Consider the following 24,451-nt stretch of genomic DNA (forward strand, 5'->3'; position numbering starts at 1 on the left):
GCTTGCTCCTTAAATGCCCATTAAGGCGTTAGTTATTGCCGAACGCCAGCGAGTTTGCCCTGAAACAATACAAATTTTCATGCGGCGGTCTTTGGCAGTGTATTTCAGCCAACTATCAACAAAGGCTTCCATCACTTTCAAAGCTGCATTTGTCTTGCTTTGTCGTAAAAAAGACATGACTTCATCGCGTGCGGTAGCTTTCAGATATTCGGTAAAATTTTTGTGTCCAAACAAATAGGTTAGTTCATTGGGCAAGAGTTTGTACACGCTGCCTGCAATGAAATCAGCCATAATAGCTAACGGACGGATGCGCTCATGGCAAGTGGAAATTTCGTCAAACATGGTATCCACCATTTCTACGACTTCTTCCGTGATTTGATACGGTTCAGCATCAACCATGCCATTAAACAAACTTTTGATAAGTTTAACATAAGTTTTTTGTTTCTCTGGATTCATAATTAAATCTCCAAATCAATTAAAAAAGGCAGCCTGAAAAGCTGCCACTGCTTTGCCAACATCGGCAAATTTTTTACCCTTTTGATGCTTGAATTAATTGACTAATCGCATTCAAAATCGGGGCGAATTGCCATGCAAAAATACAGCTAATCACCACAAACCATAAAAGCAACAGCCGTTTATTGGATAATTTTTCCATTTTCTCTACCCATTTCAGGAAAAGTTCTATATAATCTTTCACAACGTATTGTCCTTATTAGTTAAGGTTAAACCCCGCAAAGCTGCGAACTTTGCGGGGTTTTTTGCGTTTCAGGCTGCCTTAATTGGTATATTCAATATACGCAGCGGCTAATGGGCGGCGTTTTGCCCATGTGATAAAGCGTTCTACGCGCACGGCAAGTTTGTTTTCTTGCCATAAGTTGTGCGTGTTCGCGCCATCAACCAGCGTGGCGGTGTCGTTGAAGCTCACATCTACGCCGCCGTCTTGGGCAACCAGCAATTCGCTCATTTTCACAAGGATAATGTGGTTGCCGACGGCTTGGCTGGTTACTACGGGCACGCCGAGCAAGTGGCGGCTGCCGCCTGCAAATGCCATGCCTTCAAAGTAGGTTCTGCCCAGCGCGTCGCGCAACAGGGCTAATTTCATGGCGCGGGTTTCGCTCATAATGAAGTAACTGTTGTCGGCGGAGAGGTTGTTTTTGGCAAATTCGCTCAACAAACTCAATAGGTCGGCTTCTACTTTGTCGGCGGTGTCGCCTGTGCTGGTGATTTTGGTTGCGCCATTCAAAATACCTGCTGGGCGAGTGTCGTTTTTGGCTTGGTCGTCCAAAAAGGTTTTATCCACCAGCGCGGTAGCTGCGGCGATTAAGTCGTCGCGGATGAGCTTATCAATAGCGGGGTCGGCGCGGCGCAGCAATTCTTGGGTGTAAACGGTAATGGCGGCGAGTTTGTGTTCGCCCACTTCAACTTGCCCAAAGGTGGGGTTGGTGAGCGGTTTTTTCTCGCCTTCTCCTACCCATGATGCAATGCCGCCTGTAAGCTGCCCGTTGATTTTGACGTTAAAGGGGACGCTATGAAAGCCTTTGAGTTTGTCAAACACGCTGGCGTTGCGCAGTAGTTCTACAAAGTCGGCGGTGTATACATGGGGTTCTACGAGGGGCTTGGCAAAGCCTGTGTCGGTGGTTGTGCCAAGGGCGGCTTTGGTAAATTCTACTACGCTGTCGTTGTAGCCCAGCTGTTTGGCGGCATCAACAGGGGAGAGGTAATTGCCGTTTTTGAGTTCCAACGCGGCATACATTTTGGCGCGCGCGTATTGGGCAAAGGCAATACCTTTTTCCAGCTCGCCGAGGTTTTGGGCTTTGACGATGCCTGCGCTGGCGTTTTTGCCTTTTTCTGGGGTGTCGCCTTGCACAGGTGTTGCATTTTGCTGGACGGCTTTTTCGGCGGCAACCAGTTTTTCTAGGCGAGCTTGGTTGGCTTCTACCACTTCAATCTCGGCTTCTAGGGCTTTGATTTGGGCTTCTTGCGCTTCGTCGGGCGTTGCGCCTTTGGTTACGGCTTGGCTCATAATCTCGCCAATTTGGGCTTGTTTTTCCGCCAAGGATTGATTCACGGCGGCGAGCATTTCTGCGTAGTTCATAGTTTGACTCCTTGCCCGGTGATGGGCAGTTTTACAGTTAAAAAAGATGAAGCGGGTGCTTCGCTTTGCGCTTTGGTGGGCGCGGTTTCTGCCGCCGTGGGCGGCGAAAGGGGTTCAGATTGCTTTTCAGGCTGCCCTAATGCGGCGGCTTTGATGGCGGTGATGGTGGCTTCGCTGTTGGCGGGGACGGTTACGGCGGAAAGCTCGTGCCAGTCCCATTTGGTGAAGTGGATGCCGCTTTCTGTGTAGGCGTATTCTTTGCCGCGAAAGCCGATGGATAAGCCTTTAACCAAACCGCTTTTGATGCTGTGCCAGGCTTCGTCTAGCCGCTCTTTTAGCTTACCGCTTTCGTTGATTTGGGCGAGTTGGATTTCTACTTCTATGCCTTTGTCGGTTACGCGGGCGGCAATCACTTCGCCGATGGGTTTGTCGCGTTGGTGTTGCCATAAAAAGGGGATGGGTAGGGCAAACTCTGCTCCGCTGGGCTCTACAATATCGCCGTCGCGGTCTAGGGTTTGGGTGGTGGCAATGCCTTTGATGATGCGCGCGTCGCTGCTTTCGCTGGCTTCTTTAATTTCAAATTTGCCGTAGGCTTTGGTGTATTGGTTCATGCTGTCTCCCATAAAAAATCCGCCCTTGGGGCGGTTTAGTTTTGGCTGCGCCTAAACGTGTTTTCAGGCTGCCTATATGAAGTGGATTTGGTAGTCGGCTTGCTCGGGTGCTGCTTCACGGCTGGCTACGCCCATTGCCATAGCTAGGGCAACGATGCCGTCGATGCGCCCTGTGGATTTGGCTTTTTCAAATTTTCGGTTGTTGGCGGCATCGGCAATGATGCGGGCGTTGTGCACGCACATATTGAGCACGGGGTTGCCGTCGTGGCGAAACTTATTATTGAAAATGGCTTCTTCTAGGGCTTCTATACCAACGGTGGCGTCTTTGAAGCCTTGTCCCCATTCCACTAGGGGCAGTTCTATGCCGTTTAGGGCTTTTCTGAATACGTCTATCCGCCAACGGTCGTAGGCGATGGCGCGGATGTTGTATTGTTCGCATAAGGTGATGATGCGTTCGGCGACTTCGTTGTAGTCTATGGTTGCGCCGCTTAATGGGGTTAAATAGCCTTGTTTTGCCCAGACTTCGTAGGGGGCGCGGTCGGTTTTGGCGCGCTCAGCGAGGGTGGCGCGGGGTGTCCAATACTCGCCTTGGGCGTGCCAGATGCCGTTGTGTTGGGCAACGAGGACAAAGGCGGTTAGGTCGTTGCGTGCGGATAAGTCTAAGCCTGCATACACTTCGCCGTGTTCAAAGGCAGCCTGAAAGTCGTGGTTTGGGGCTTGTTGGCATTTTTTCCATTCGCTGACGGGGATAAAGGGAGCAATAGGGTTCACGCGCTGGTTGAGATTGAGATTGCGGAAGGTGTTTTCAAAGCTAGGCATGCGCTGGGCTTTTTGGGCGAGACTGCGCATATCGTCTAGACTGCGGAAGCTGCCCAATGCGGGGTTGGCGGCTTTCCATGCGGTCTCGTCCATCAGGTCGCAATCTTCGGGGGCGCTGTAAACGTGGCAGATGGTTTGTTTGTCGCCGCTGCTTTGGGCATCGTCTATCAGAATGGAGAGTAGGTCGTCGTCTTTGGGGGCTTGGGTGCTGATGTTAATCATCAGGGGGGCGGCGTGTGCGCCTTGACTGGTAAGCAGGGCATCGTAGAAGTCGTTTTGGCTGCCTTTGACTTGCCCGACTTCGTCAAAAATAATCAGTACGGGGGACAAGCCTTGCGCGGTTGCGCCGTCGGCGGCGATGGCTTTGTATTCCACATTCATCGGCAAGCCGATTAGGCTTTTGCCGGATGGGATGACTTTGATGATTTTTTGTAGGGTGGGGTTTTGCATCACCATTTTGTGTGCGAGTTTGAACACGAGGGCGGCTTGCTCGCGGCTCATTGCGCCCGACACGATTTGGCTGTTTTGCACAGCGGCAGGTCCTACCAAATGCGCCAACAATAAGCCCGCAATCAGGGCAGATTTGCCGTTTTTGCGGGCGATGCTTAGGATGGCGGTTTTGGTGCGGGCGGGGTTGTCGTACACATCAAGGATGAATCGTTTTTGGAAGTCATCTAGCTGGATGCGTTGCCCAACCTTTGCGCCTTCGGGAATGTTGAGACATTCGATGAATGCGATAATTTTATTGCCGAGTGTCATGTTAATTCACAGGGGTGTTGATAAAGTCGCTTAGCTCGTGTTCTTGCGTTTTCAGGCTGCCTAGGGTGTCTTGGGCTTGGCGTTGTTTAGTGGCTCGCTTGGCGCTGTCTTCGCTTCTGCCGACGGTGGCTTCGGCATGGATGTGGAGCTTGACGGAATAAGTGATGCTCAAGCGCGATAGGGTTTCTAGGCGACGAATAGCGGGGTTGTCTATCGGTGTACCGCGCTCGTTCACTATGGTTAAGCCGTTGGTGGCAATGTCGGCATGGCTGTCGGCGATGTATTGCATGGTTTTGGACAAGTTCCATGCGTGCAGTTTGTCTATGGCTGTCCATTCATCCAACGGGCGGGCGCGGATAATGGCGTTCCAGTAGTACAGCTCGGCTTCGCTTAATGGCATGGGCGGCTCTACGGTGGCTGCACTAGCGGCAAAGACGGCGACGGCGGCGGCTGCGCTGTCGCTGCGGGGGCGTTTTTTAGTTGTCATGGCTGGCTTTCTCGCGCGCGCACGCGCGTAGGGGCGTTTTTACGGTTAGCGTTTAAAAAAAGTTGCGCAGACGGTTAGGAGCGGCAACGTCCCAATTTTGGCGACTACCCCCCCGCATTCAACCAAGGTGCATCGCCCACATTACAATCGCGATTGAGCCGCTCACAGCCAAGCTCAAAATAGACGCACCAATGCAAAAGTTCATAAAGGGCGTATCCATTACTCATCTCCATCAATAGGGTAGCCATCCAATCCAAACACAACCAGCTTTTCGCCACGCGCTTCTTCACGCGCTTTGATGCTATCGTGGCAGGATTTGCATAATGGCTGCCAGTTATCACTATCCCAAAACAATTCCATATCGCCTTTGTGTGGTTTGATATGGTCAACTACGGTGGCGGCGGTTACTCTGCCTTGTTTCCGGCAATACACACATAAGGGATGCTTCAATAAGAAATAGTGCCGCGCCTTTTGCCATCGGCTGCCGTATCCGCGCTCGCCACTGTTCTTGCCTGCGCGCCAGCTCTTACCATTTTCCTTTTGGGCATTGCTCATTTTCTAGCTTCACTTTCTCGCGCACGATACAACCACAATTAGCGCAAGTATCCAGCAGCGACACATCCGCACCTTTGGGCAGCGGATGATAGCGTTTCAAATCATCACAAGCTGCGCACTGTGCTAGTCGACTCTTGCGCGTGGCATCATCCACCTGCTCTATATGCAGTATGTTTTTTGCCAGCCCAACTGCGCCATGCACAACATCGCCCCAACTTCTGTTGCACGAATCGCACATGTTTACACTCCAACAAAAAAAGCCGCCCAAAGGCAGCTAAAAAACAACAAAAAAGTTGCATATAATACTTGCAAACACAACATAAATGTTGTATTATTCAGCCATCTCAACAACGAAAGGCAGTTATGTGAAATACAACGAATTCAAACGGTGGCTCAAAGCGCAAGGCGTAGAATTTACCACCCAGCGCGGCAGCCACATCTTAATCAGGTTAAACGGCAAAACATCCGTTTTCCCCGACCACGGCGCAAAAGAAATCGGCACTGGGTTGGTAAACAAGATTAAGCGCGATTTAGATTTGAAGTAACCACAAAGGCAGCCCGAAAGGGCTGCTATCTGCCACAAGGAAAAACCATGTTAGCTTATCCCTACGATTTAACCCAAGACGACAACGGCGAATGGTTGGTAACGTTTCCCGACATTCCCGAAGCCGCCACCACAGGCGAGGACAAAGAAGCTGCCGTAATTGAAGCCATGGACGGTTTACTCTGCGCCCTAGATGGCTATTTCGCCGACAAACGCATTATTCCTGCGCCCAGCCGTGCCAAAAAAGGGCAAGCAGTATTAACCTTGCCAGCCCTGCCAACTGCCAAAATCCTGCTGCTCAACGAGATGCTTTCGCAGGGCGTGAAAAAAGCAGAAATGGCACGACGGCTAAACGTCCACATGCCCCAAATTGACCGCCTGCTAGACTTGCGCCACAGCACCAAACTGGAATTTGTGGAACAAGCCGCCGTGCAATTGGGCAAACGGTTGGATATTGTAATGGCAGCCTGAAACGGATCACAAAAGCAAAACCCGCCAAGACGACTACTGCTCTTGGCGGGTTTTATGTTGGATTGTTTTTGCAAAATAAAAACAGAGAAAGCCATCAAACTCTCTCTGAATCACGAAACATTGCGCCCACTCGCAACAACGTCCCGAATATAGCAAAATTGTATCAAAAAGTTACCACTTTATCAATGCCCAATAATCCCTTTTTCTCTAAAACATTCTTGCAATTTAAACCGTGCGACACGCTCCCAATTCGCCAAATGATTGCTGATGCGCTCGCGCCTGCGTGTAAAGGTCATATTTGGCAAGTCATATTTATCCATAATCGCCACCCGCTTAGGCATCTCGCTGTAAATATGGCGCAACATATCCGCTGCCAGATACACATCATCGCAAATCTTTTTCGCCACCAGCACGCCAGCAATAATCAGTAAGCCGTCCAATTTGCCGTATTCGCATTCCACCACGGCAACCAACAACGGGCTATTCAGGCAGCCTGAAACCTGCGAGCGTATCATCGCCGCGTTGGCGTGCCATTCCGCCTGTGTTAAACCGCTGCTGCTGGGGCAATCACCCTGAATATGGCTAATCACGCTTGCCGTGTTGCCGCGCGGCTCAATCATCACGCTGCTGATTTTGTACACCTGCGATAAGCACTCATCCAAATTACGATACATTTTTTCTCCTAAAACCGCCAAACCATATTGTCTTGATATTTGGCAGAATGGTTTACCCCTGTCTCCAAGCTCTGCACCTGATACCCATCCCAATGCTGCCAGCCTGTGCGTTTTTCCTGCACCGTCCATGCCGCATAATCCAACACTTCGCTGCGCGTACTGCCAAACAGCATAAATGGCGGTTTGATTTGTTCCGTCATCTTCAAAAAGTCAATCAAGCTGAAATAGTTTTCTTTGGCATACGCTCCTTGCATGGTGGAAAGATAAGGCGGGTCAAGCAGCAACAATGTTTCAGGCTGCCCTGCAAATTCAGGCAGTAAATCGGTAAAGCATTGATGGCGAATTTCCAAGCCGTCCAAATAATCGCTGGCATCGGTATAGGGCGATTTAGGCAAATTATTCCACCAAATTTTTTGCTTCAATTCCTGCCAGCTTCCCGCTTGATTGCCGCTAAATAAAAACCACGATGCCAGCGTTTGCATATCTACAAAATCAAACGTTTCAATCAAAGCAATTAGTTGTTGTTTTTCTTGCTCGCTTAATTTTCGTTCATCTCTCCGATTACCGATAATCGCCGCGCATTGCTGGCGCAGTTTTTCCGTATCGTTTATATGCCATAATCGCCGGGCGTAACCGTCAAAGTCGTTGTAAATTACCCGCGCCGCAGGCAGCGTGCGCTTGGCTGTATGTGCTAACAAACCGCTGCCACCAAACACATCTACAATCGTCCACCCCGCGCCATCATCGTGAATATGCTGTTGTAATAGCGGGATAAAGTGTTTAATGAAATTGCGCTTTTGCCCGATAAACGGCAATGGTGCTTTTTTGTAGTGCTTCAAATTAACCCTTTCTCCATCTCTCCAAATACTCATCCGCTTTCGCCTCAAACCAAGCCGCCGCATCCTCGGCAATAATTCCATTGGCTGCCAACACATACGCTTCGCCGTGCTGATGCTGCATGGCATGTTCCGCGTGCGTCAGCGGCACCCCCGAAAACAACGGCTTGATGCCCACACCGCTGCCACGCGACACACGGCGCACATGGGCAAACTCGCAGCGCCCTTCTCCATCCTGCCACTCCGAAAAGCAGCCTGAAATGCAACTTGGCTGCCGCCGCACCCATGCCTGAAAATCTTTATCAGTATTCAAAAATCACTCCTTGCTCGGCTGCCCATGCTTCAATGCGTGTTTGATAATCCACCATTTGCTGCGTGTTCAGCTTGGTTGTTGATAATCCGATTTTTTGGATTTCGCCATTGGGCAACACCCGCTCGTCGCAGCCGATAAACTGCTGTTTAAAATACTCGTGCCACATATCTGCGCCGTATCGCCGCCCGTCCAGCCAAACCTGCTCGGCAATTTGGTTATACAAGCTCCACAAGCGGCGGTTTTGCTCATAGCTGCGCTTGGCTTTATACGGGCGGATAACCACTTCCAAATCGCCATGCGCTGCCAGTAGCTCGGGGACGATGTTTTTGTATAGGTTTTCAAACAAAGGGCGCTGGTTGGACACCTGGCAGCGGAATTTGCGTTCATTCATTTCCGCCCCCAAACCAACATCGCCGCATCGCGTCCATGCTCGCTGCTATGCTCCGTCCAGCCCGTCAATTGGGCAAACGCCTCTTTGGATAGTTTGGTAGTATTGGCGGCGGGCGACACCATCTCAAAGCTGATTACGTTGGGATATTGCTGTTGCAGGTCGCACAAATAATCCTCCCAAATCTTGGCATCGCGTTTCACGCTGCCTGCGCCTTGCAAGGCTTCGCGCCCTTTATCACCAAACCATTTGCGTTTGCGGGCATCTTCCACCACGATATGCAGCTTGTCGCCGTCCCTGATGCAGCCTGAAAGCGCGTGGCGCACTTCGCTCATGGCGCGATGAATGGGCAGGGTCAGCACGTTGGTCAGCTTGCCGTCCAAGCAGTAGGCAAAGCCTGTTTTAACGCCTGTGTCTATGCCGATGTACCAAGTTTTCATTGTGTTGTTCCTTTTTCAATCGGCCAGTTGTCCGATTTCAAATCGGAAAACCTCTCAACATTATTTTTCCCGATTTCAAATCGGAAAATTCCAACCGTACTCATCATGGCTGCGGTTTAACTGTGTGCATAATGCACACGGTTCAACTGTGGTCATCATGCCCACGGTTCACAAACCCCACACAACAATCCCAAAACCGCCTATCCAACAAATCCCCCACTTCGCAATCCAACCAATCCGCCAACGCCTGCACCGTTCCCCATTTGGGCAGCCGCTCGCCATTTAGCCAATCCTGCACCGCGATTACGCTCACCAGCACTTGCGGATTGCTGCGCCGCCATGCACCCAACACATTGTCCGATTCGGCGTAGATACGCGTTGCATTCGGGTTGCTGATTAAGCCCTTCTCGTGCAGCAGCGCGCGAAAACGCCACATAAAATCATCTTGCGCTGCACGTTGGCGATACATTGCATTTAGTCCCATCCCAGCAACACCTCCACATACGCCCGCCGCTTGGCAATCACATCATCCGAGGCAGCCTGAAAACGCCCATTGCTGCATTCAAACCGACAAGGGATAAACCGCCACGGCTCCCCCTTTTTGCACACCACCGATGCCGATTTCCAGCCCCAGTAATCCGCCGCTGCGCGAAAGTCGGCGTGTTGGCAGTTGAGACAGATTTCAGGCTGCATATTCCGCCCCCTGTGCCAACGCTTTCTGCCGCGCCTGTTCAAACCGTTCGCGCTCGGCTTGGCGTTCCCTTTCCGCTTCCGCTTCCAACCAATGCGGCTGCCCGATTTTCGCTTTCAAAGGTTCAAGCAACGCGGCAATGCGTTTGGCTTGCTTGGTTTTGTCTTCAAGGCTCAACGGCTTGCCTGTTTCCAGCAAATGTCTGGCTTCGTCCGCTTCGCCGGGCAACAGCGCATTGGCGTGCGGTTTGGTCAATCTACCTTGTTCCACCGCCTGCATAATCGCTTGCGTCATCTGCTGCTTGTCGGTACCCGCCGATACAAACCATTGGGGCTTCTCCCCCGTTTTCAGGCTGCCCGCAAGGCGGTTATAGGCTTCCTTGAATGCCATTCTCGCACCCACCTTGTCGCCCGCATTGAGCAAGCCCTGTGCGCCCATGCCCATAGCCTGCATGGCAATTTCAGGGATAACCAGCGTCAAACTCTCGTTTTTCCAGCTATCCACCAACAGCCCGAACGCCTCATCCGAGCTAATCAAGCCCGTATCCATGCGCGACAAAACGGCGGCAAGGGTTAAGCGTCCCGTCAATTCACGGCGGCAGCGGCGCAAAGCTGCCAACACATCTGCCAACGGGTAAGGCAACAATTCTTCCGCCATAGCCGCCTTTGCCACGCCGCTCATCTCGGTTGCCGTCAGTTCGCACACCACGGTAATCGCCTGCAAAATCTCTTCCATCGGGCTCATCATGCCAATCCTTTCGCTTTCAAAATTGCCAACGCCTCGTCATGGCTGCTGCGGTTGGCTTGGGTTTTCTCTGCTTGCGCCGCTTGCACGCCGGTCATCTGCTGCCCGATTTGGTAATCGGTGGCAACTTGCTGGTAATCGTGCAGCAATGCGCCAAAATCATGTCGGCGCTGCACGAAATACTGCTTGTTGTGGGAGGGGTAGTAAGCCGCCAACACAGGCGCAAGTTCCGCTCCCACCGTCTTCACAAACTGCGCCACTTGCCCGCGCACCTTCGCGTTGGACATCGGCAACACGCCATAGCGCGCCCGATAGGCACGGGCATAGGCTTCCCATGTTTTCACGTTGTCAGGGTTGCTGCGCGGGTCAGGTTTTTTAGGTTTGCCCGCAGGCAAGGTTTCAGCATCCGCACCAACAGCGTTTTCAGGCAGCCTGAAATCGTCTGCAACAGAATCGGCGGCTGCGATTTCGCAAGCGAAACCGCAAGATGGGTCGCAAATCAGTTCTTGTTTATCTTTTTTCAGTTCTTGGTAAGTAGTTTCAGTTCTTTGTAATACACTGCTTTTTTCGCAGTCTGCGCTTTTAGCAGTCTGCGGTTTTAGCAGTCTGCGGTTTTCGCAGTCTGCGCTTTTAGCAGTCTGCGGTTTTCGCAGTCTGCGCTTTTAGCAGTCTGCGGCGTGTCGTAAACGTAATAGTCCATCTCCCCGCTTTGACGCTTTTTGCGTACAACATAACCTGCTTCAACAAGCTCTTTAAAAATCTCCCACAGACCGCGTTCTTTGGTATGTTTGCGCGTACCCTCGGTTTCTTTTTCCAAGGCTTTCACAATCACATGCCAATCATCTGGTTTGGAAAGCAGCGTGCATAGCAGCCCGCGCGCATCCCACGACAAGCCCCCGGCCTTGAAAACATCGTTATCAACGACTGTGAAATTGTTACTTCGCTTGGTTCGGATGATGCTCATGCCGCCACTCCCAACTTCTCTGCAATCCTGCTCATGCCCTTAGGCGTTAAATAAACCTGTGTATTCACACGCTCCGCGCCCGTGGATTGGCTCGTGTAGCGATACACGCTATGGGTAACGTAACCGCTGTGCACCTTGTCCTGATAGCCCAGCCACACCCCGCTGCCCCCGCTGCGATACAACCAACCATGCTGCGCCAGCCAGTCAAACAACTGCTTGGGCTGCATCTTCAACATCTTCGCCGCCTGCGTAACCGTCAAATCGCCTTGCGCCACTTCAATCCGTGCCAATGCTTCCGCCTTGGGCGCAAGCTCGGCAATCTGCGCCGCTTGCTGTTGATTGCGCTCCGCTAAATCAGCAGCCAAGCGCAAAGCATCGGGCAGGGTTTGCGGGATATTCAGGCTGCCTGAAAGCCGTTTCTCGCAGTCAATAAAATACTGCCGCGCCTGCTTGCCTTTGGCGTTGCGCTCCACCATTGAGAGTTCTTTTGCCATGTCTAGCGACAAAAAGTAGTCAATGCGCGGTCTGCCTTGGGTTTTTGATAAATTTGTCAAAAAGTCCACGCCGTCTAAAAAGCCGTAATCTTCAATGCGATTTTTTATCCAGTTTGAAAATTCCTGTTTGCTTTCCAAAAACGCATGAAGCTCACGCGCGTTTACCGTTTGTTGCGCCTGCCCTGCTACGGGGCGATTGACGAGTACAAATAATTCGGTCATAATCAAATCTCCTAAGTAATTCAGTCATTGCCCACGTTAGCGCGTGGGCTTTTTCTTTAATCCTCATCCGCTATCGCCTGATAATGCTCAACCATCTTTTCCGCCATAAACTTACGTTCCGCGCGGGTAACAATGGCAGCATCAGCAGGCACTAGCTTCAAATCCAGCGCAGCCAAAGCCGCGCAATACTTTTCCAAATCGCCATCTTTCAGGCGGCTTAATCTTGTTTCCGAAATGCCCGATAGCTCGGCTACTCGCTTTTGCGATACCACCGCAAGCGCGTGCAATATCGCGCGTTCATTCTTGCGGGCGTTTTCTTGTTGGGCGGGGGATAATTCAGTCATTGACAACCCTTTTATGAAGCTCTCGGATTTTGTCCATGATGATGTAAGACGGCGTTTTTCTTTCGCCGCTGCGTAGCTTCACGAGATAATCAGTAGATACGTCAATCTCATCTGCAATTTGCGCTGTACTCATCCCGTGTTGCCCGATTTCTTTTAACAAAACATCTGGGGTCATTGAGTACTCCTCTAAAAATTACCGCATTATAAATACTATCGTACTAGAATGTAAAGCACCATAGTACTTTTAAAAGAAAATACAATCGTATTTGTTGATAGAAAGGTATTACTGTGAAAACGCTAAAAGAACGCTTGGTTTATGCGAGAGAACAAAAAAAGATGAGCCAAACGGCTCTTGGAAAAGCAATAGGGAAATCACAATCCGCTATTGCTGCGCTTGAAACTGGTCGCAATCAAGGCACAACACATATTGCAAAAATTGCGGATGTTCTAGGCGTATCGCCTATGTGGCTGGAAACAGGACAAGGCGAGATGTACCCCATCACCACCGCCTCCCTAAACCCCGCCAACTTCGCCCCGCGCATCAACGAACTGCACGACATCCACCGCCCGATGCTGTGGAGCAACAACACCCCATTGCCCAAAGATGATTATGTATTCGCACCGTTTTTAAAAGAAACCGAACTTAGGGGCGGCGATGGCTCGTTTGAAATCCCCGACTACAACGGTTTCAGGCTGCCTTTTGGCAAAGCCACGCTACACCGCAAAGGCATCATGCCCGACAACGTAATTTGCTGCACGCTCACAGGCGACAGCATGGAGCCGCGCATACCAGAATACGCCACCATTGCCGTAGATAAGGGGATAGAAAACATCAGGGACGGCAAAATCTACGCCTTCCAACATGGCGAATTATTCCGCGTGAAATACCTTTCCCGTTTGCCGGGCAACAAAGTCCGCATCCGCAGCGAAAACGAAAACTACGAGGACGAAATAGTAGATGGCGAAGACATCCGCATCATCGGGCGCGTGTTTTGGTGGAGCGTGTTGGATTAGCCCGCATCGCCACGCATTATCCATATTGAAATAACGCAGCAACTCATTTAAATCAGAAAGCAAAATTGGAGACAAACAAAATGATTAACCTCTATCAATCACTGGGCATTCCACCCACCGCCACAGCCGAGCAAATTCAGGCTGCCATTGAGCAAGCCAAAGAAACGCAAAAAGTACCAAGCGTTTATTTGGAAAAAAGCCAAGAATGGCTACTCAATAGCTATATCCGCGCCCGTTATGACAAAAAATTGCGCGAGGAACACCCCGAAGCATTTAACAACCTTTCCGAGCCGGCACCCGCTGAAAAGAAAAAGCCTACCAAGCCCGCTGCCCAGCCCCCAAAACCCCTTGCTATTAAAGTTCCTGATATAGATACCGCGTTTCAGGAGCGGCTGCACGCCCATTCCGAACACATCCAAAGAATGAGCACATTATGCAACACCGAAGAAACCACCAAACAAGCCCTAATCCTACCCTTACTGGATATTTTAGGCTTTTCCGCTTACGACCCGCGCAAAGTTAAAGCCGAATACCAAGCCGACTTCAAAGGCGTTAAATCAGGCGAGCGCGTGGACTACGCACTATTTTGCGACGGCAAGCCCGTGATGTTTATTGAAGCCAAAGCCTACGTTGAAGATTTGGACAACCATTGTCCGCAACTTGCCCGCTATTTCAACGCCACACCCGAAGTTTCCGTTTGCGCCATCACCAACGGCAAGGAGTGGCGATTTTTTACGGACTTAAATAACAAAAACATCATGGATGATGACCCGTTCCTTACCATAGACATCACCACCCTAAACGAACTGGATATTGCCCAGCTTTACCAATTCCGCCACGACCAATTCCAGCCCGAAGCCTTGCGCAGCCTAGCCGAAGAAAGCGTGTATTTAAGCGCGTTAACAGAAGCCATTACCACCAGCCTAAAAGAAGCTGATACCGATTTCATCCGCTACATCGCCACCCGCGCCCGCGTACAAAGAACACTCACACAAAAATTCTTGGAAAGCATGCAGCCATTGGTAAAACAAGCCATCCAAACCGCCGTAAGCTCAATGGTGGTTTCAGGCTTAAACACCCCCGCAGAATCCGATAACACCGCCGACGAGGATTTTAAACTGCCCATTGTTGACCCCAACAACAGTAAAATCGTTACCACCTACGCCGAGCGGCAAGTTTTGGCGTTTACGCAATCCATCTTACCCGATGATGCAGAAATAGAAGCCAAAGACACCGAGACCTATTACAACATCCTAGCCTTTGGCAAAGCAAACCGCTGGATATTGCGCTACTTTGACAACAAAAAACGCCCATCCGTTATTTTCCCTATTCAGCTAGAAGAATCAGACATCCAAGCCATAGAACGTAACGGCTTGGAAATGCAAGGCGAACACATCATCATAGACATTCCCGAAAACATATTCCGCCTATCATGGTTGGTGCGCGAATCCTATGCTTTCTGTTGCGATGATGAAAATTTCCGCCGCAGAGGCAAATAAACAACACATTTTTTAAATATTTTTCAGCAACCGCCCTTTTTGAGGGCGGTTTTTTGCGCCTTGTGAAAACTTTGTTTTGTTTAAAAACAATGGGATAGTGTTTTCTTGCGAAATTTTAAGTACAATAGTATTTACAAGTATTAAGTACAATAGTATTATTCACTCATCGCAACAAACAACAGCTTTCAAGGAGCAACAGAAATGACCCTAACCGAAGCCCTAGCCAAGATTGAGCAGCACAAAGAGCAACTCAAACAGCCCAAGCAAGACTATCAACCCCAACCCAAACAAACCCGCAACCAAACCCGCGCCCAATACAACTTTATGCGCGGCATGCCCTAAGGAGACCAAAATGAAAGAAGTCAAACTAACCCTAGTAGAACACACCCGCGGCAAAGCCGACCGCACCATAGCTCATGCAAAAGCCACCAAACACGGAAAGCAGGCAGAGTTAAGGTTTACCGGACGCAAAGAAGTGATGAAGTTTCCCACCCTAAACGAAGCATGGGCATGGCTGCAACGCAACACCTACCGCAACAACCCCAGCACCTACTTTTTAAGCGCGGACAGCATCGCAACGCTAAAAACACTCTAACCCAAAGGGGGCGCAAGCCCCCACAAGGAGACCACCATGCACGCCGCCCCAAACAACGCCCTATACAACAACCAATTAAGCCAAGCCATCCAACAAGTAGATGCCGACCTATCCAGCGGCGACGAACAACTCTGCGACTGGACGCAAGCCCTGCCAGATGATGAAGCCGCCGATATTTTGGTTGAATACACCCCTAACAACGAACTCAACAGCCTATTAGGCTACATCGCCCGCTATCTCAACGGCGACGAGCAAGACATTAGCCTGCGCGAGCTAACCGACCGATGCATCACCGCGCAAACCACGACAGAAATCCAAACCCAGCAAGACGAACAACAAAAGCAAAACGCATGGCACAAAATGGTGCGGCACTACCACGCCAACATCCTAGAACGCGATTATTAACACCCATTCAGGCAGCCTGAAACCCCATGAAATACTTTTACCCACCACAGGAAACCGACATGAAAACCCGCATCACAGCCACCGCAGCCCTAATCTTTGGCTTTGTGCTAGGCGCATTCAGCGCCGCCCAAGCAACCAAACCAGAAACACAACCCAAACCGCAGCCCGTTATCAAAACCTACGACTGCGACACCCTGCAAGACATTCCCGGCGAGTTGCAAACCAACCCATCCGCCGCCCATCCCATCCAACGCCTGCGCGACCAATGCGAGCAACAACGCAATGCCCTGCTATTGCAAAAAACATGGGACAAAGACCCAACCGCAGGCATCGTATTGGAGCGCGGCGATGAATAGCTGGACGCAACTCTTAACCCCGACAAAGCTAGAAAAAACCTTCGCCAACAAACCGGTAGGCGGCAAACCATCCAGCAAACCAAAATCCATAGAGATACGCACCCCGAGCGGCGAAATCAAACGCTTTAACAGCACCGTACAAGCAGCCCGATACATGGGCGCATCCCGCATAACCATAGCAAGGTTATGCCAAGAGCAACAAACCGACCGCCACGGCAACCACTACCGCTACATCTAGGAGCAAAAACATGGAATACGACCAAGACGACGACAACAGCGAATACTGGCAAACAGTCGGGCAATGGGAGCAATGGCAGGATTTGGAAGCCCAAACCCAGCCCGACCCCATAGAAACAGACGAAACTTTCCCGCCATTCTAGGAGCAAACATGAGCATCACCACCCTAATTCTAGGCGAAAGCGGTACAGGCAAAAGCAGCAGCATGATGAATTTAGACCCGGCCCAAGTCGCCCTCATCCAAATTGTCAAAAAGCCCCTGCCATTCCGCCCCAAAGGCTGGCAAACCGCCGCCGAAAACCAACAAGGCAGCCTGAAAGCCACAGGGCAAGGCGGCAACATCTACATCACCGACCTTAGCGAGCAAATCTGCCACATCCTGCTCAAAATCACAAAAGACATCATAGTGATAGACGACTTCCAGTATTTGATGGCAAACGAATTCATGCGCCGCAGCGAACAAAAAGGCTACGACAAATTCACAGAGATTGCCCGCCACGCATGGGACGTCATCAACACCGCCACAACCCTGCCCAACCAAAAACGCATCTACATCATGGCGCACACTCAAACAGACGAATTTGGCAAAGTCAAAGCCAAAACCATAGGCAAGATGCTAGACGAAAAAATCACACTAGAAGGCTTGTTTACCATTGTTTTAAGAACCCAAGTAGAAAGCGGGCAATACAGCTTCCGCACTCAAAACAACGGCAACGACACCGTAAAAAGCCCCATCGGCTTATTTGACACCGACACCATCCCCAACGACCTAGCCGCAATAGACCAAACCATCTGCGACTATTACCAACTCAAACAGGAGTAAAACCATGTTCAAAATCAACACCCAACAAGCCCGCGCCTACGACCAACGCGGCGGCTACATCAACGAAGCAGGCAAATACACAGGCATCATCAAAGCCGCCGTGTGGCACATCGGCGAAAGCCCCAAAGGGCGCAGCGAAAACGTCAAACTCGTGTTTGAAAGCGACAGCAAACAAAAAGCCACCTTCTTCATCAATACCAGCTACCAGAACGGCATACCCAACGACGGCGGCATCCAAACCATCAACGCCCTACTCGTATGCCTACGCGAGCGCGACAGCGGCGACCCCACCCCCGCCACCATTACTGAATACAACCCCGACAGTAAACAAGACGAACAAGTCCAACGCGAATGCTTTACCAAGCTACACAACAAACGCATCGGCATCGTTGTCCAAATGGAATGGCAAGACGGACAAGACAAACCCCAACCCCGCCTATACAGCCTATTTGAAGCCGATACCGAGCTAACCGCCAGCGAAGTGCTGGACCAAAAAACGCAGCCCGAAAAGCTAGGCAAAATCATGGCATACATCGCCGAAAAACCCCTGCACGACAAACGCAAAACGCAAAGCGCACCACAACCGCCGCAACGACAAGCAACACAGCCCGCCCCCGCGCTCCCCGTAGACGACATTGACGACGATATTCCCTTCTAGCAAAAAAAGCAGCCTGAAAAGGCTGCCCCAACCAGAAAGACCAAAACACCATGCTCAAAATCTACCTAGACATAGAAACCATTCCCGACCAGCGCCCCAGCGCGTATGAAGCCACGCTAGAAGCCACCAAAGCCAACTTCAAAGCCCCCGGCGACCTCACCAAAGAACAAGCCGCCGCCGATTTAGGCATCAGCGACAAAGACGCCATCAAATACACATCCAAAGCCACCATGATTGCCCAATGGGAAGCCGAAATGCGCGACACCAAAGCCCCTGAACTAGCCCAAGCCAAGCACCGCAAAACCGCCCTAAACGGCGGCTACGGGCAAGTCCGCCTAATCGGCATCGCCGCCAACGACAACCCTGTAAGCGTGCTGGAAAACGCCAACGAAGCCACCCTGCTGCAACAATTTAACCAATGGATAACCGAGCAACTGAACGGCTTGCCCAAAAACGCCATCCACTTTATCGGGCACAACATAGAATGGGACTTGCGCTTTCTCTACCACCGCTTCGTGATTAACCGCATCGCCCCAGCCGCCCACCTAATCCACAACCGATACAGCGAACACCTGTTTGACACCATGCAAGCATGGGCAGGCTACGGCAGCCACATCAAACTAGACGAGCTATGCACCATTCTAAACATCCCCACCCCCAAAGACAGCCTAGACGGCAGCCAAGTGTGGGATGCTATCCAAGCAGGGCGCGTGCAAGAAGTCGTCGACTATTGCGCCCGCGACGTTGCCGCCACCCGCGAAGTGTATCGCCGATTGAATTTTATCAACGCCTGAAAGACAGCCTGAAACCCGAAGTATAGGAACCCCGCAATGACCGTTATCACCGTCAAAGACCAAAGCCCTACCGAGCAAATCCTAAGCAGCCTGAAAACATGGCAGCGCGACGCCAAAAAATCCAATCAGACTGGCCTGTACGACCTGTTGGCCGAAACCGCCGCCCACATCAAAAAGCAGGAAAAAGCCCTAAATGACGAAGGTAAAAAAGTGTTTGAAGAATTTACCCACACCCCCGCCGACGCCGCCTTTTCCGACTACATCCGCGCCCGCGCAGGCTACCGGTGCGAGCGCTGCGGCAAACAGTACAAAGCCAAAAGCAACGGCCTGCAGTGCAGCCACCACTTCAGCCGCCGCCACTACAACATTCGCTTTGACCCCGACAATGCCGCCGCCCTGTGCCACCACTGCCACAACTACTGGTATTCCAAAGACGTCCCCGAAGCCGCCCGCTGGCTTGAAGACAAAATCGGCCAAGCGCGCGTAAACCGCCTGATTGCCCTGAAAAACCAAAAACAAAGCAAACCCACCGCCAGCGAAGAAGCCGCCATCGCCGAAAAATACCGCCAACTGAAGGAGCAGCTATGAGCATCGCCCGCCTCACCGACGCCCTGTTCGACCAACTCGACCGTCTCGAAAGGCTCGACCCCGAAGACACCGAACGCATGAATGCCGAAATCGAACGCGCCCGCGCCGTCCACCTGGTCAGTGGCGACATCATCGAAACCGGCCGCCTCACCCTTGCCGCCGCCGAAATGGTCGGGCGCGGCATCAACAGCCCGCTATTGGAGAAACTCGAATGAACGCCGGCCAATTCAAAAAAGGGCAAATACCGTGGAACAAAGGCAGCAAAGGCATCATGCCCAAACCCATCAACGGCTTTCAAAAAGGCAACAAATGCTGGAAAGAGCGCCCCGTCGGCAGCGAACGCAAAACCCGAGACGGCATCGAAGTCAAAACCGAAAACGGTTGGATACCGCGCGGTCGCCTTGTTCTGGGCACCTTTCCCATCGGATACGTTGTCCTGCACATCGACGGCGACCGCTACAACGACGCCCCCGACAACCTGATAGCCATCCCCCGCGCCGTATCCGTAACCCTAAACCGCTGGGGCTACAAACACCAACCCCCGAGCCTGCGCCGCGCCTTTATCGCCCGCGCCATGCTCAACCACAGGATAAAGCAATGCAAATCATCGAAATCTACCGCCGCCTGAACCAATACCCCAAACGCCTGCAAAAACCCATGCGCGCCCAACTCAAAGCCCTGGTACTCAAGCAGCGCAAAACCATTCACGAAACAGGAGAGCCCAAATGACCCAACAATTTAAATTTGGCGACCGCGTGAAATACCGTGCTACTGATTTTTTATTTATTCATGACAAAGGCGACGGACGCGCCCATGTGGTGAGTGAAACAGGCGTATCAGGGGCTGTGTTAATTAGTAATTTAACCCTGATTTCTCACCCCGACACCGTGCGGCTGGATTGGCTGGAAAAGAACCGCGCAATCTTGTACCACAACATCGCAGAAGACATAAAACACGGCTGCGCACCAATAGAAGTCGGATGCTGGCATGGAGAAAAGCCGCACGGCGGCTGCACTGTCAGAGAAGCCATCGACACCGCTATGCGCGAAAAGGCAGCCTGAAATGCGCTACGGCAGCCTGTGCAGCGGCATCGAAGCCGCATCCGTAGCGTGGGAACCGTTGGGCTGGCAGCCTGCATGGTTCGCCGAAATCGAACCGTTTCCCTGCGCCGTCCTGTCCCACCATTGGCCGCACGTCCCCAATCACGGCGACATGACGCGGCTGGTCGGCAAAATACTCAACGGCACGGTTGAAGCCCCTGATGTTTTGGTCGGCGGCACGCCGTGCTTCACGGCGGGACATCTTGTACTGACCGAAAAAGGTTACAAGCCCATCGAACACATCCGCCCGGATGATTTGGTCGTAACCCATCAAGGCCGCCTGAAACCAGTTGTCCGTGTGGGCCGCACGGTGAAAACGGTAGGGCGCATGAAAGCCGTCGGGCAACCGCAGGGAATAACCTGCACGCCGGAGCACCCTTTTTACTCGCAGATTTGGCAGGCAAAGCCCGCCAAACAGAACGGCAGATATTTTAGAGACGTCTCCATAACCTCCCCGGAATGGACTGCTGCCGCCGAAATGCCAGGCAGGCAGTGGATTTCACTGACCGCGTTTGACGTGCCACGCACAGCGAAGCTGCACAGCAGGCTGGCAGATGCAGACGTTATGCATATCGCAGGCTTCTACTTGGGAGACGGCTGGATACGCCGTTGGACGGATAAAAACAAAAAAGCCGTGGTTTTCGGGCTGAATGCCGAAAAATACCAAGATTTCCGCAGCAGCTTTCCGGACGTCGCACATTGCGTGTCGCAGGAAAAGACCGTTGTCAAAGTTACCGTTTGCGACACGGAGCTTGCCGGACTGCTTTCGGCGGAATTTGGCGAAAAGGCGGCGGGCAAAACCCTGCCCGCATGGGTTTTGTCCCATCCGCACAGGCAGGCACTGTTCGACGGCTATATGCGCACGGACGGAAGCCGTACCGGCAACGGATACGCCGCGAACACCGTTTCCCAAGCACTCGCCTACGGCATATCCGCTTTGGCGCAGACATTGGGATACGCCGCATCCGTAGCCAAAGTGAAAACCGCCGCAACCACCGTAATACAGGGACGAACCGTGAACCAAAGCGACTATTTCCAAATGCGCTGTTTCCGTCTGGACGGCTCGCGAAAAAGCCGCACCGACGCAAACCGCCTGCTGCGAACCGTGCAGGCATTTGAAGAAACCGCCGCACAAACCGTTTACAACATCGAAGTTGCCGACGACCACAGCTATATCGTCAACAACGCCGTCGTTCACAACTGCCAGGCGTTCAGCGTGGCAGGACTGCGCGGCAGCCTGCAAGACGAGCGCGGCAATTTGACCCTTACCTTAATCAGGATTTTAGATGCAATTGACTTTATTCGCGCCCGAAACGGGCAGCCGCCCTGCATCCTCGTTTGGGAAAACGTGCCGGGCGTACTCAGCACCAAAGACAACGCCTTCGGATGCTTTTTGGGCGGGCTGGCTGGAGAATATATGCCGCTTGTCCCAACAGGGAAAAAATGGACGAACGCAGGTTGTGTGCTTGGACACAAACGCCGCATCGCGTGGCGCATCCTTGACGCGCAATATTTCGGAGTGCCCCAACGCCGCCGCCGCGTCTTCCTTGTCGCAAGTGCTGGAAACGCAGACCCCGCAGAAATACTTTTTGAGCGACAGGGCGAAACAGGGGATTTTGGAGCGGGCGCGGAAACGCGGGAAGACCCTGCCGCCTTTATTGAAGGCAGCTTTGGAACTTACAGGCAATCCGCCGTCGGCGGAACGGTGAAAGCCAGCGGCGGGGCATTGCAGGGCGGCAGCGAAACGCTGCTTGTCTGCATCCACGGCAACACCATAGGCAGGCAGCACCACAACGGCGGCAACGGTACGGGCGCGATACAGGACGGAACAAGCTACACCCTGACCGCCACCGACCGGCACGTCATATCCGACGGGCTGCACATCCGCCGGTTGTCCCCCACCGAATGCGAACGTTTACAGGGATTCCCCGACAACCACACGCAAATCCCGTGGCGCGGCAAACCCGCCGCCGAATGCCCGGACAGCCCGCGATACAAAGCCGTAGGCAACAGCATGGCCGTCCCCGTGATGAGATTTATCGGCAAGAGAATCCAACACGAAATAACCGATTCAACTAATCCATAAAGGAAACAGAAATGACAGACGGAAAAGAAAATTTGGAACGCAAGGCGTTTGAAGAATGGTATTGCAGCAAAACAAGCGAATCTATCGGAATGAAACGCTACCCGAACGGCCGCTTTCGCAATCCTGAAACGGAAAACATGTATCTCGCATGGCGCGCCGCGAAGAGCCATGCGGCGCAGTCGGAATGGATAAGCATAGAGGACAGGATGCCTGAGGTAAACCAGTCTGTCTTGGTATTAAGAAATTGGAATGGCAAATTATCTCAATGTGTAGACAGGCTCGAATTACACCATGACTGCGAAAAACCCGAAGGAGAACAAGATTGGTATGATTTTTTGTATTCGTATATTTGCGAAGTAACCCACTGGCAACCGCTTCCAACCCCGCCAAACAAGGAGATAAATAATGGCAGCACATAAACACGCAGCTTTGATGCTGCAATACGCGAAAGACGCAATGGAGACGGATAAGCCGTGGGAGCGGTGGGAGTGGTTTGATGATAAGTCGTGGTATCCGTGTTCGAATCCCCCCGTCTGGGAAGTTAATATGAAATACCGCCGCAAACCCCAAACTATCAAAGTCGGCAAATGGGAGTTTCCGAAACCGATTGCCTTTACCCCTGAAAAAGACACAATCTATTGGGTTATCAGACTGCATCCAGAAGGTTTCGCTCCTGATGATTTGATTTGGAGCGGCGATGAAACCGATTTCGACCTGTTGGAGAATCGTATGATTCACTTATCCCGCGAAGCCGCCCAAGCCCACGCCGATGTGTTGAATGCGATTTGCAGGGGGGATGTGTGATGAATATTCCCCCAATCTGCGGATACTGCAATATGCAGACCGAAATAAAGACTGGGCAGTACGTCTATCCGCACCGCCGAGACTTATACGAGCTGAATTTTTGGGCATGCCCGAATTGCGGGGCATATACGGGATGCCACAAAAAAGGCGCACGGGTTAACCAGAATGGAGGAATCGTTATATCAGACGGCACTCTTCCCCTTGGCGTCCCCGCGAATGCCGTCCTACGTAAGCTACGGATGAAAGCACATAGCCTATTTGACCCTGTTTGGAGGAATGGGACAATCCGCAGAAAAAAAGCCTATGCACGAATGGCGGCACATTTAGGGATTTCAAGGGACGAATGCCATATATCTCATTTTGACGAGAGAAAAATCAAACGGTTTATTGATGCCGTGCCTATCGTTTTTCCTGATGAGAGGGCGGGAATATGACTACAACCTGCGCGTGGGAAACCGCGCTTCCATCGCCCGCTGGTTATGCCGCCAAGCCGAGCAGCAAACAGGCGTGTTTGTGGGCAGAAACCTAGAAGCGCGGGAAGCTAAGATTGCCACGCAGCTTATGAAAGAGTTGATTTGAAAATTTGAAGGAGCAAGAATGAAACAATCCGAGACCAATGATGAATTATTGACGCCGGAAGACGTTGCCAAGATATTATGCCTTTCCAAGCGAACTTTTTTAGAGCGTTATGCTATTCGTCCTGATTTCCCCGGTCGTATCGCCATATCCAAACGTAAATTTTGGTGGAAACAAAGTGAAGTGATGATATGGCTGGAACGAAACAAAGAAAAGCGCGCGGCAGTATGAAAAAAGGAGCATTCCATCTTGAATGCTCCTTTTACTGAAAAATGCATTTGCACCAAACTTACACCAAGCTACTTGCAAATTATTGTTTATATTAAATATCTTGGTGCGGATGGAGAGACTCGAACTCTCACACCTTGCGGCGCCAGAACCTAAATCTGGTGCGTCTACCAATTTCGCCACATCCGCGTTTCGTGTGAAAGCGCGGATTATACGGTTTTGCGGCAGAATTGCAAG

The 24,451-nt window shown here is 51.7% G+C and carries 45 protein-coding genes and 1 tRNA gene; 24 read left to right on the forward strand and 22 right to left on the reverse strand.

Annotated features, from left to right (window positions below; all coding sequences use genetic code 11):
• Positions 1-9: 9 nt before the first annotated feature.
• From JDW22_RS02795 to JDW22_RS02830, 8 genes are all read right to left on the reverse strand, one after another.
• Positions 10-456 (reverse strand): hypothetical protein, encoded by a 447-nt coding sequence (locus JDW22_RS02795; protein ID WP_200521611.1) that lies wholly within the window; start codon positions 454-456, stop codon positions 10-12.
• Positions 457-529: 73 nt separating this feature from the next.
• Positions 530-697, reverse strand: coding sequence for a hypothetical protein (locus JDW22_RS02800; RefSeq protein ID WP_200521612.1), 168 nt, complete (start codon positions 695-697; stop codon positions 530-532).
• A gap of 78 nt (positions 698-775) precedes the next feature.
• On the reverse strand, positions 776-2,095 hold the full coding sequence (locus JDW22_RS02805; protein WP_200521613.1) for a phage major capsid protein: 1,320 nt from the start codon (positions 2,093-2,095) through the stop codon (positions 776-778).
• Complete coding sequence (locus JDW22_RS02810) at positions 2,092-2,706, reverse strand: HK97 family phage prohead protease (RefSeq protein ID WP_200521614.1); 615 nt, start codon at positions 2,704-2,706, stop codon at positions 2,092-2,094. The genes JDW22_RS02805 and JDW22_RS02810 overlap by 4 nt, the downstream gene beginning before the upstream one ends.
• A 72-nt stretch (positions 2,707-2,778) precedes the next feature.
• Positions 2,779-4,284 carry a terminase large subunit gene (locus JDW22_RS02815; protein WP_200521615.1) on the reverse strand — a complete coding sequence of 502 codons (1,506 nt, stop codon included), beginning with the start codon at positions 4,282-4,284 and terminating at the stop codon, positions 2,779-2,781.
• A 1-nt stretch (position 4,285) separates the two neighbouring features.
• Complete coding sequence (locus JDW22_RS02820; RefSeq protein WP_200521616.1) at positions 4,286-4,771, reverse strand: hypothetical protein; 486 nt, start codon at positions 4,769-4,771, stop codon at positions 4,286-4,288.
• A 219-nt stretch (positions 4,772-4,990) separates the two neighbouring features.
• A complete protein-coding gene (locus JDW22_RS02825) occupies positions 4,991-5,326 on the reverse strand; it encodes an HNH endonuclease (protein ID WP_200521617.1) in 336 nt (111 codons plus the stop codon).
• Entirely contained in the window at positions 5,298-5,564 is a 267-nt protein-coding gene (locus JDW22_RS02830; protein ID WP_200521618.1) for a hypothetical protein, read from the reverse strand. The genes JDW22_RS02825 and JDW22_RS02830 overlap by 29 nt, the downstream gene beginning before the upstream one ends.
• Positions 5,565-5,691: 127 nt before the next feature.
• Here JDW22_RS02830 and JDW22_RS02835 point away from each other — a divergent pair, with 127 nt between their 5' ends.
• Together JDW22_RS02835 and JDW22_RS02840 are read left to right on the forward strand one after the other, a co-directional pair.
• Complete coding sequence (locus JDW22_RS02835; protein ID WP_101127819.1) at positions 5,692-5,871, forward strand: type II toxin-antitoxin system HicA family toxin; 180 nt, start codon at positions 5,692-5,694, stop codon at positions 5,869-5,871.
• 47 nt (positions 5,872-5,918) lie between these two features.
• Positions 5,919-6,341, forward strand: coding sequence for a type II toxin-antitoxin system HicB family antitoxin (locus tag JDW22_RS02840; RefSeq protein WP_200521619.1), 423 nt, complete (start codon positions 5,919-5,921; stop codon positions 6,339-6,341).
• A 182-nt stretch (positions 6,342-6,523) separates the two neighbouring features.
• Here JDW22_RS02840 and JDW22_RS02845 read toward each other — a convergent pair whose 3' ends face one another.
• The 13 genes from JDW22_RS02845 to JDW22_RS02905 form a co-directional block, all read right to left on the reverse strand.
• Positions 6,524-7,015, reverse strand: a complete 492-nt coding sequence (locus JDW22_RS02845) for a hypothetical protein (RefSeq protein WP_200521620.1) — start codon at positions 7,013-7,015, stop codon at positions 6,524-6,526.
• Positions 7,016-7,023: 8 nt separating this feature from the next.
• Complete coding sequence (locus JDW22_RS02850) at positions 7,024-7,854, reverse strand: DNA adenine methylase (RefSeq protein ID WP_235964682.1); 831 nt, start codon at positions 7,852-7,854, stop codon at positions 7,024-7,026.
• A 1-nt stretch (position 7,855) separates the two neighbouring features.
• A complete protein-coding gene (locus JDW22_RS02855; RefSeq protein WP_200521622.1) occupies positions 7,856-8,164 on the reverse strand; it encodes a hypothetical protein in 309 nt (102 codons plus the stop codon).
• Positions 8,154-8,510 (reverse strand): recombination protein NinB, encoded by a 357-nt coding sequence (locus JDW22_RS02860; RefSeq protein ID WP_200521623.1) that lies wholly within the window; start codon positions 8,508-8,510, stop codon positions 8,154-8,156. Before JDW22_RS02860 ends, JDW22_RS02855 begins: the two co-directional genes overlap by 11 nt.
• Before the next feature lie 41 nt (positions 8,511-8,551).
• On the reverse strand, positions 8,552-8,992 hold the full coding sequence (locus tag JDW22_RS02865) for a hypothetical protein (RefSeq protein WP_200521624.1): 441 nt from the start codon (positions 8,990-8,992) through the stop codon (positions 8,552-8,554).
• 142 nt (positions 8,993-9,134) lie between these two features.
• On the reverse strand, positions 9,135-9,461 hold the full coding sequence (locus JDW22_RS02870) for a hypothetical protein (protein WP_200521625.1): 327 nt from the start codon (positions 9,459-9,461) through the stop codon (positions 9,135-9,137).
• A gap of 5 nt (positions 9,462-9,466) precedes the next feature.
• Positions 9,467-9,685 carry a hypothetical protein gene (locus JDW22_RS02875; RefSeq protein ID WP_200521626.1) on the reverse strand — a complete coding sequence of 73 codons (219 nt, stop codon included), beginning with the start codon at positions 9,683-9,685 and terminating at the stop codon, positions 9,467-9,469.
• The gene (locus JDW22_RS02880) at positions 9,675-10,430 is read right to left on the reverse strand and encodes a hypothetical protein (protein WP_200521627.1); all 756 of its coding nucleotides are present in this window, start codon (positions 10,428-10,430) and stop codon (positions 9,675-9,677) included. The genes JDW22_RS02875 and JDW22_RS02880 overlap by 11 nt, the downstream gene beginning before the upstream one ends.
• Entirely contained in the window at positions 10,427-10,771 is a 345-nt protein-coding gene (locus JDW22_RS02885; protein ID WP_200521628.1) for a hypothetical protein, read from the reverse strand. The genes JDW22_RS02880 and JDW22_RS02885 overlap by 4 nt, the downstream gene beginning before the upstream one ends.
• A gap of 254 nt (positions 10,772-11,025) precedes the next feature.
• Positions 11,026-11,391, reverse strand: a complete 366-nt coding sequence (locus tag JDW22_RS02890; protein ID WP_200521629.1) for a hypothetical protein — start codon at positions 11,389-11,391, stop codon at positions 11,026-11,028.
• Entirely contained in the window at positions 11,388-12,107 is a 720-nt protein-coding gene (locus JDW22_RS02895; RefSeq protein ID WP_200521630.1) for a phage antirepressor KilAC domain-containing protein, read from the reverse strand. The genes JDW22_RS02890 and JDW22_RS02895 overlap by 4 nt, the downstream gene beginning before the upstream one ends.
• 56 nt (positions 12,108-12,163) lie before the next feature.
• A complete protein-coding gene (locus tag JDW22_RS02900) occupies positions 12,164-12,451 on the reverse strand; it encodes a CII family transcriptional regulator (protein WP_200521631.1) in 288 nt (95 codons plus the stop codon).
• Positions 12,444-12,626: a hypothetical protein gene (locus JDW22_RS02905; RefSeq protein WP_200521632.1), complete on the reverse strand. Its 183-nt coding sequence runs from the start codon at positions 12,624-12,626 to the stop codon at positions 12,444-12,446. Before JDW22_RS02905 ends, JDW22_RS02900 begins: the two co-directional genes overlap by 8 nt.
• A 107-nt stretch (positions 12,627-12,733) precedes the next feature.
• On the opposite strand from JDW22_RS02905, the gene JDW22_RS02910 reads away from it, so the two are divergent.
• The 22 genes from JDW22_RS02910 to JDW22_RS03005 all read left to right on the forward strand — a co-directional run bounded on the left by JDW22_RS02910 (position 12,734) and on the right by JDW22_RS03005 (position 24,217).
• Positions 12,734-13,465: an XRE family transcriptional regulator gene (locus tag JDW22_RS02910; RefSeq protein ID WP_407929576.1), complete on the forward strand. Its 732-nt coding sequence runs from the start codon at positions 12,734-12,736 to the stop codon at positions 13,463-13,465.
• Positions 13,466-13,545: 80 nt separating this feature from the next.
• A complete protein-coding gene (locus tag JDW22_RS02915) occupies positions 13,546-14,964 on the forward strand; it encodes a type I restriction endonuclease (protein ID WP_235964684.1) in 1,419 nt (472 codons plus the stop codon).
• Between the two features lie 201 nt (positions 14,965-15,165).
• Positions 15,166-15,306, forward strand: coding sequence for a hypothetical protein (locus tag JDW22_RS02920; protein WP_200521634.1), 141 nt, complete (start codon positions 15,166-15,168; stop codon positions 15,304-15,306).
• A 10-nt stretch (positions 15,307-15,316) separates the two neighbouring features.
• Positions 15,317-15,559 carry a hypothetical protein gene (locus JDW22_RS02925; RefSeq protein ID WP_200521635.1) on the forward strand — a complete coding sequence of 81 codons (243 nt, stop codon included), beginning with the start codon at positions 15,317-15,319 and terminating at the stop codon, positions 15,557-15,559.
• A gap of 36 nt (positions 15,560-15,595) precedes the next feature.
• Positions 15,596-15,964 carry a hypothetical protein gene (locus JDW22_RS02930; RefSeq protein WP_200521636.1) on the forward strand — a complete coding sequence of 123 codons (369 nt, stop codon included), beginning with the start codon at positions 15,596-15,598 and terminating at the stop codon, positions 15,962-15,964.
• A 59-nt stretch (positions 15,965-16,023) separates the two neighbouring features.
• The gene (locus tag JDW22_RS02935; protein WP_200521637.1) at positions 16,024-16,320 is read left to right on the forward strand and encodes a hypothetical protein; all 297 of its coding nucleotides are present in this window, start codon (positions 16,024-16,026) and stop codon (positions 16,318-16,320) included.
• Complete coding sequence (locus tag JDW22_RS02940) at positions 16,313-16,558, forward strand: hypothetical protein (protein ID WP_200521638.1); 246 nt, start codon at positions 16,313-16,315, stop codon at positions 16,556-16,558. The genes JDW22_RS02935 and JDW22_RS02940 overlap by 8 nt, the downstream gene beginning before the upstream one ends.
• A 10-nt stretch (positions 16,559-16,568) precedes the next feature.
• The gene (locus JDW22_RS13845) at positions 16,569-16,700 is read left to right on the forward strand and encodes a hypothetical protein (RefSeq protein ID WP_268884205.1); all 132 of its coding nucleotides are present in this window, start codon (positions 16,569-16,571) and stop codon (positions 16,698-16,700) included.
• Between the two features lie 8 nt (positions 16,701-16,708).
• Positions 16,709-17,380: an AAA family ATPase gene (locus tag JDW22_RS02945; protein WP_200521639.1), complete on the forward strand. Its 672-nt coding sequence runs from the start codon at positions 16,709-16,711 to the stop codon at positions 17,378-17,380.
• 4 nt (positions 17,381-17,384) lie between these two features.
• A complete protein-coding gene (locus tag JDW22_RS02950) occupies positions 17,385-18,038 on the forward strand; it encodes a hypothetical protein (protein WP_200521640.1) in 654 nt (217 codons plus the stop codon).
• A 50-nt stretch (positions 18,039-18,088) separates the two neighbouring features.
• Positions 18,089-18,832 carry a 3'-5' exonuclease family protein gene (locus tag JDW22_RS02955; RefSeq protein WP_200521641.1) on the forward strand — a complete coding sequence of 248 codons (744 nt, stop codon included), beginning with the start codon at positions 18,089-18,091 and terminating at the stop codon, positions 18,830-18,832.
• A gap of 36 nt (positions 18,833-18,868) precedes the next feature.
• Entirely contained in the window at positions 18,869-19,420 is a 552-nt protein-coding gene (locus JDW22_RS02960) for a restriction endonuclease subunit S domain-containing protein (RefSeq protein ID WP_200521642.1), read from the forward strand.
• A complete protein-coding gene (locus JDW22_RS02965; RefSeq protein WP_003794833.1) occupies positions 19,417-19,635 on the forward strand; it encodes a hypothetical protein in 219 nt (72 codons plus the stop codon). Before JDW22_RS02960 ends, JDW22_RS02965 begins: the two co-directional genes overlap by 4 nt.
• Positions 19,632-20,048, forward strand: coding sequence for an HNH endonuclease (locus JDW22_RS02970; RefSeq protein WP_200521643.1), 417 nt, complete (start codon positions 19,632-19,634; stop codon positions 20,046-20,048). The genes JDW22_RS02965 and JDW22_RS02970 overlap by 4 nt, the downstream gene beginning before the upstream one ends.
• Positions 20,018-20,149 carry a hypothetical protein gene (locus tag JDW22_RS13850; protein ID WP_268884206.1) on the forward strand — a complete coding sequence of 44 codons (132 nt, stop codon included), beginning with the start codon at positions 20,018-20,020 and terminating at the stop codon, positions 20,147-20,149. Before JDW22_RS02970 ends, JDW22_RS13850 begins: the two co-directional genes overlap by 31 nt.
• Positions 20,146-20,481 (forward strand): hypothetical protein, encoded by a 336-nt coding sequence (locus tag JDW22_RS02975; RefSeq protein WP_200521644.1) that lies wholly within the window; start codon positions 20,146-20,148, stop codon positions 20,479-20,481. Before JDW22_RS13850 ends, JDW22_RS02975 begins: the two co-directional genes overlap by 4 nt.
• Positions 20,408-22,606: a DNA cytosine methyltransferase gene (locus JDW22_RS02980; RefSeq protein WP_200521645.1), complete on the forward strand. Its 2,199-nt coding sequence runs from the start codon at positions 20,408-20,410 to the stop codon at positions 22,604-22,606. Before JDW22_RS02975 ends, JDW22_RS02980 begins: the two co-directional genes overlap by 74 nt.
• Positions 22,607-22,617: 11 nt before the next feature.
• The gene (locus JDW22_RS02985; protein ID WP_200521646.1) at positions 22,618-23,025 is read left to right on the forward strand and encodes a DUF551 domain-containing protein; all 408 of its coding nucleotides are present in this window, start codon (positions 22,618-22,620) and stop codon (positions 23,023-23,025) included.
• Positions 23,012-23,410: a hypothetical protein gene (locus JDW22_RS02990; RefSeq protein ID WP_200521647.1), complete on the forward strand. Its 399-nt coding sequence runs from the start codon at positions 23,012-23,014 to the stop codon at positions 23,408-23,410. Before JDW22_RS02985 ends, JDW22_RS02990 begins: the two co-directional genes overlap by 14 nt.
• Positions 23,410-23,844, forward strand: coding sequence for a zinc-finger-containing protein (locus JDW22_RS14145; protein WP_200521648.1), 435 nt, complete (start codon positions 23,410-23,412; stop codon positions 23,842-23,844). Before JDW22_RS02990 ends, JDW22_RS14145 begins: the two co-directional genes overlap by 1 nt.
• The gene (locus JDW22_RS03000; RefSeq protein ID WP_200521649.1) at positions 23,825-23,989 is read left to right on the forward strand and encodes a hypothetical protein; all 165 of its coding nucleotides are present in this window, start codon (positions 23,825-23,827) and stop codon (positions 23,987-23,989) included. Before JDW22_RS14145 ends, JDW22_RS03000 begins: the two co-directional genes overlap by 20 nt.
• Before the next feature lie 18 nt (positions 23,990-24,007).
• A complete protein-coding gene (locus JDW22_RS03005) occupies positions 24,008-24,217 on the forward strand; it encodes a helix-turn-helix transcriptional regulator (protein WP_200521650.1) in 210 nt (69 codons plus the stop codon).
• A 101-nt stretch (positions 24,218-24,318) separates the two neighbouring features.
• On the opposite strand, the gene JDW22_RS03010 is transcribed toward JDW22_RS03005, so the two are convergent.
• Positions 24,319-24,403, reverse strand: a tRNA-Leu gene (locus tag JDW22_RS03010).
• Between the last annotated feature and the right edge of the window lie 48 nt (positions 24,404-24,451).

Source organism: Kingella bonacorsii, assembly GCF_016623605.1.
Classification (GTDB): domain Bacteria; phylum Pseudomonadota; class Gammaproteobacteria; order Burkholderiales; family Neisseriaceae; genus Kingella_B; species Kingella_B oralis.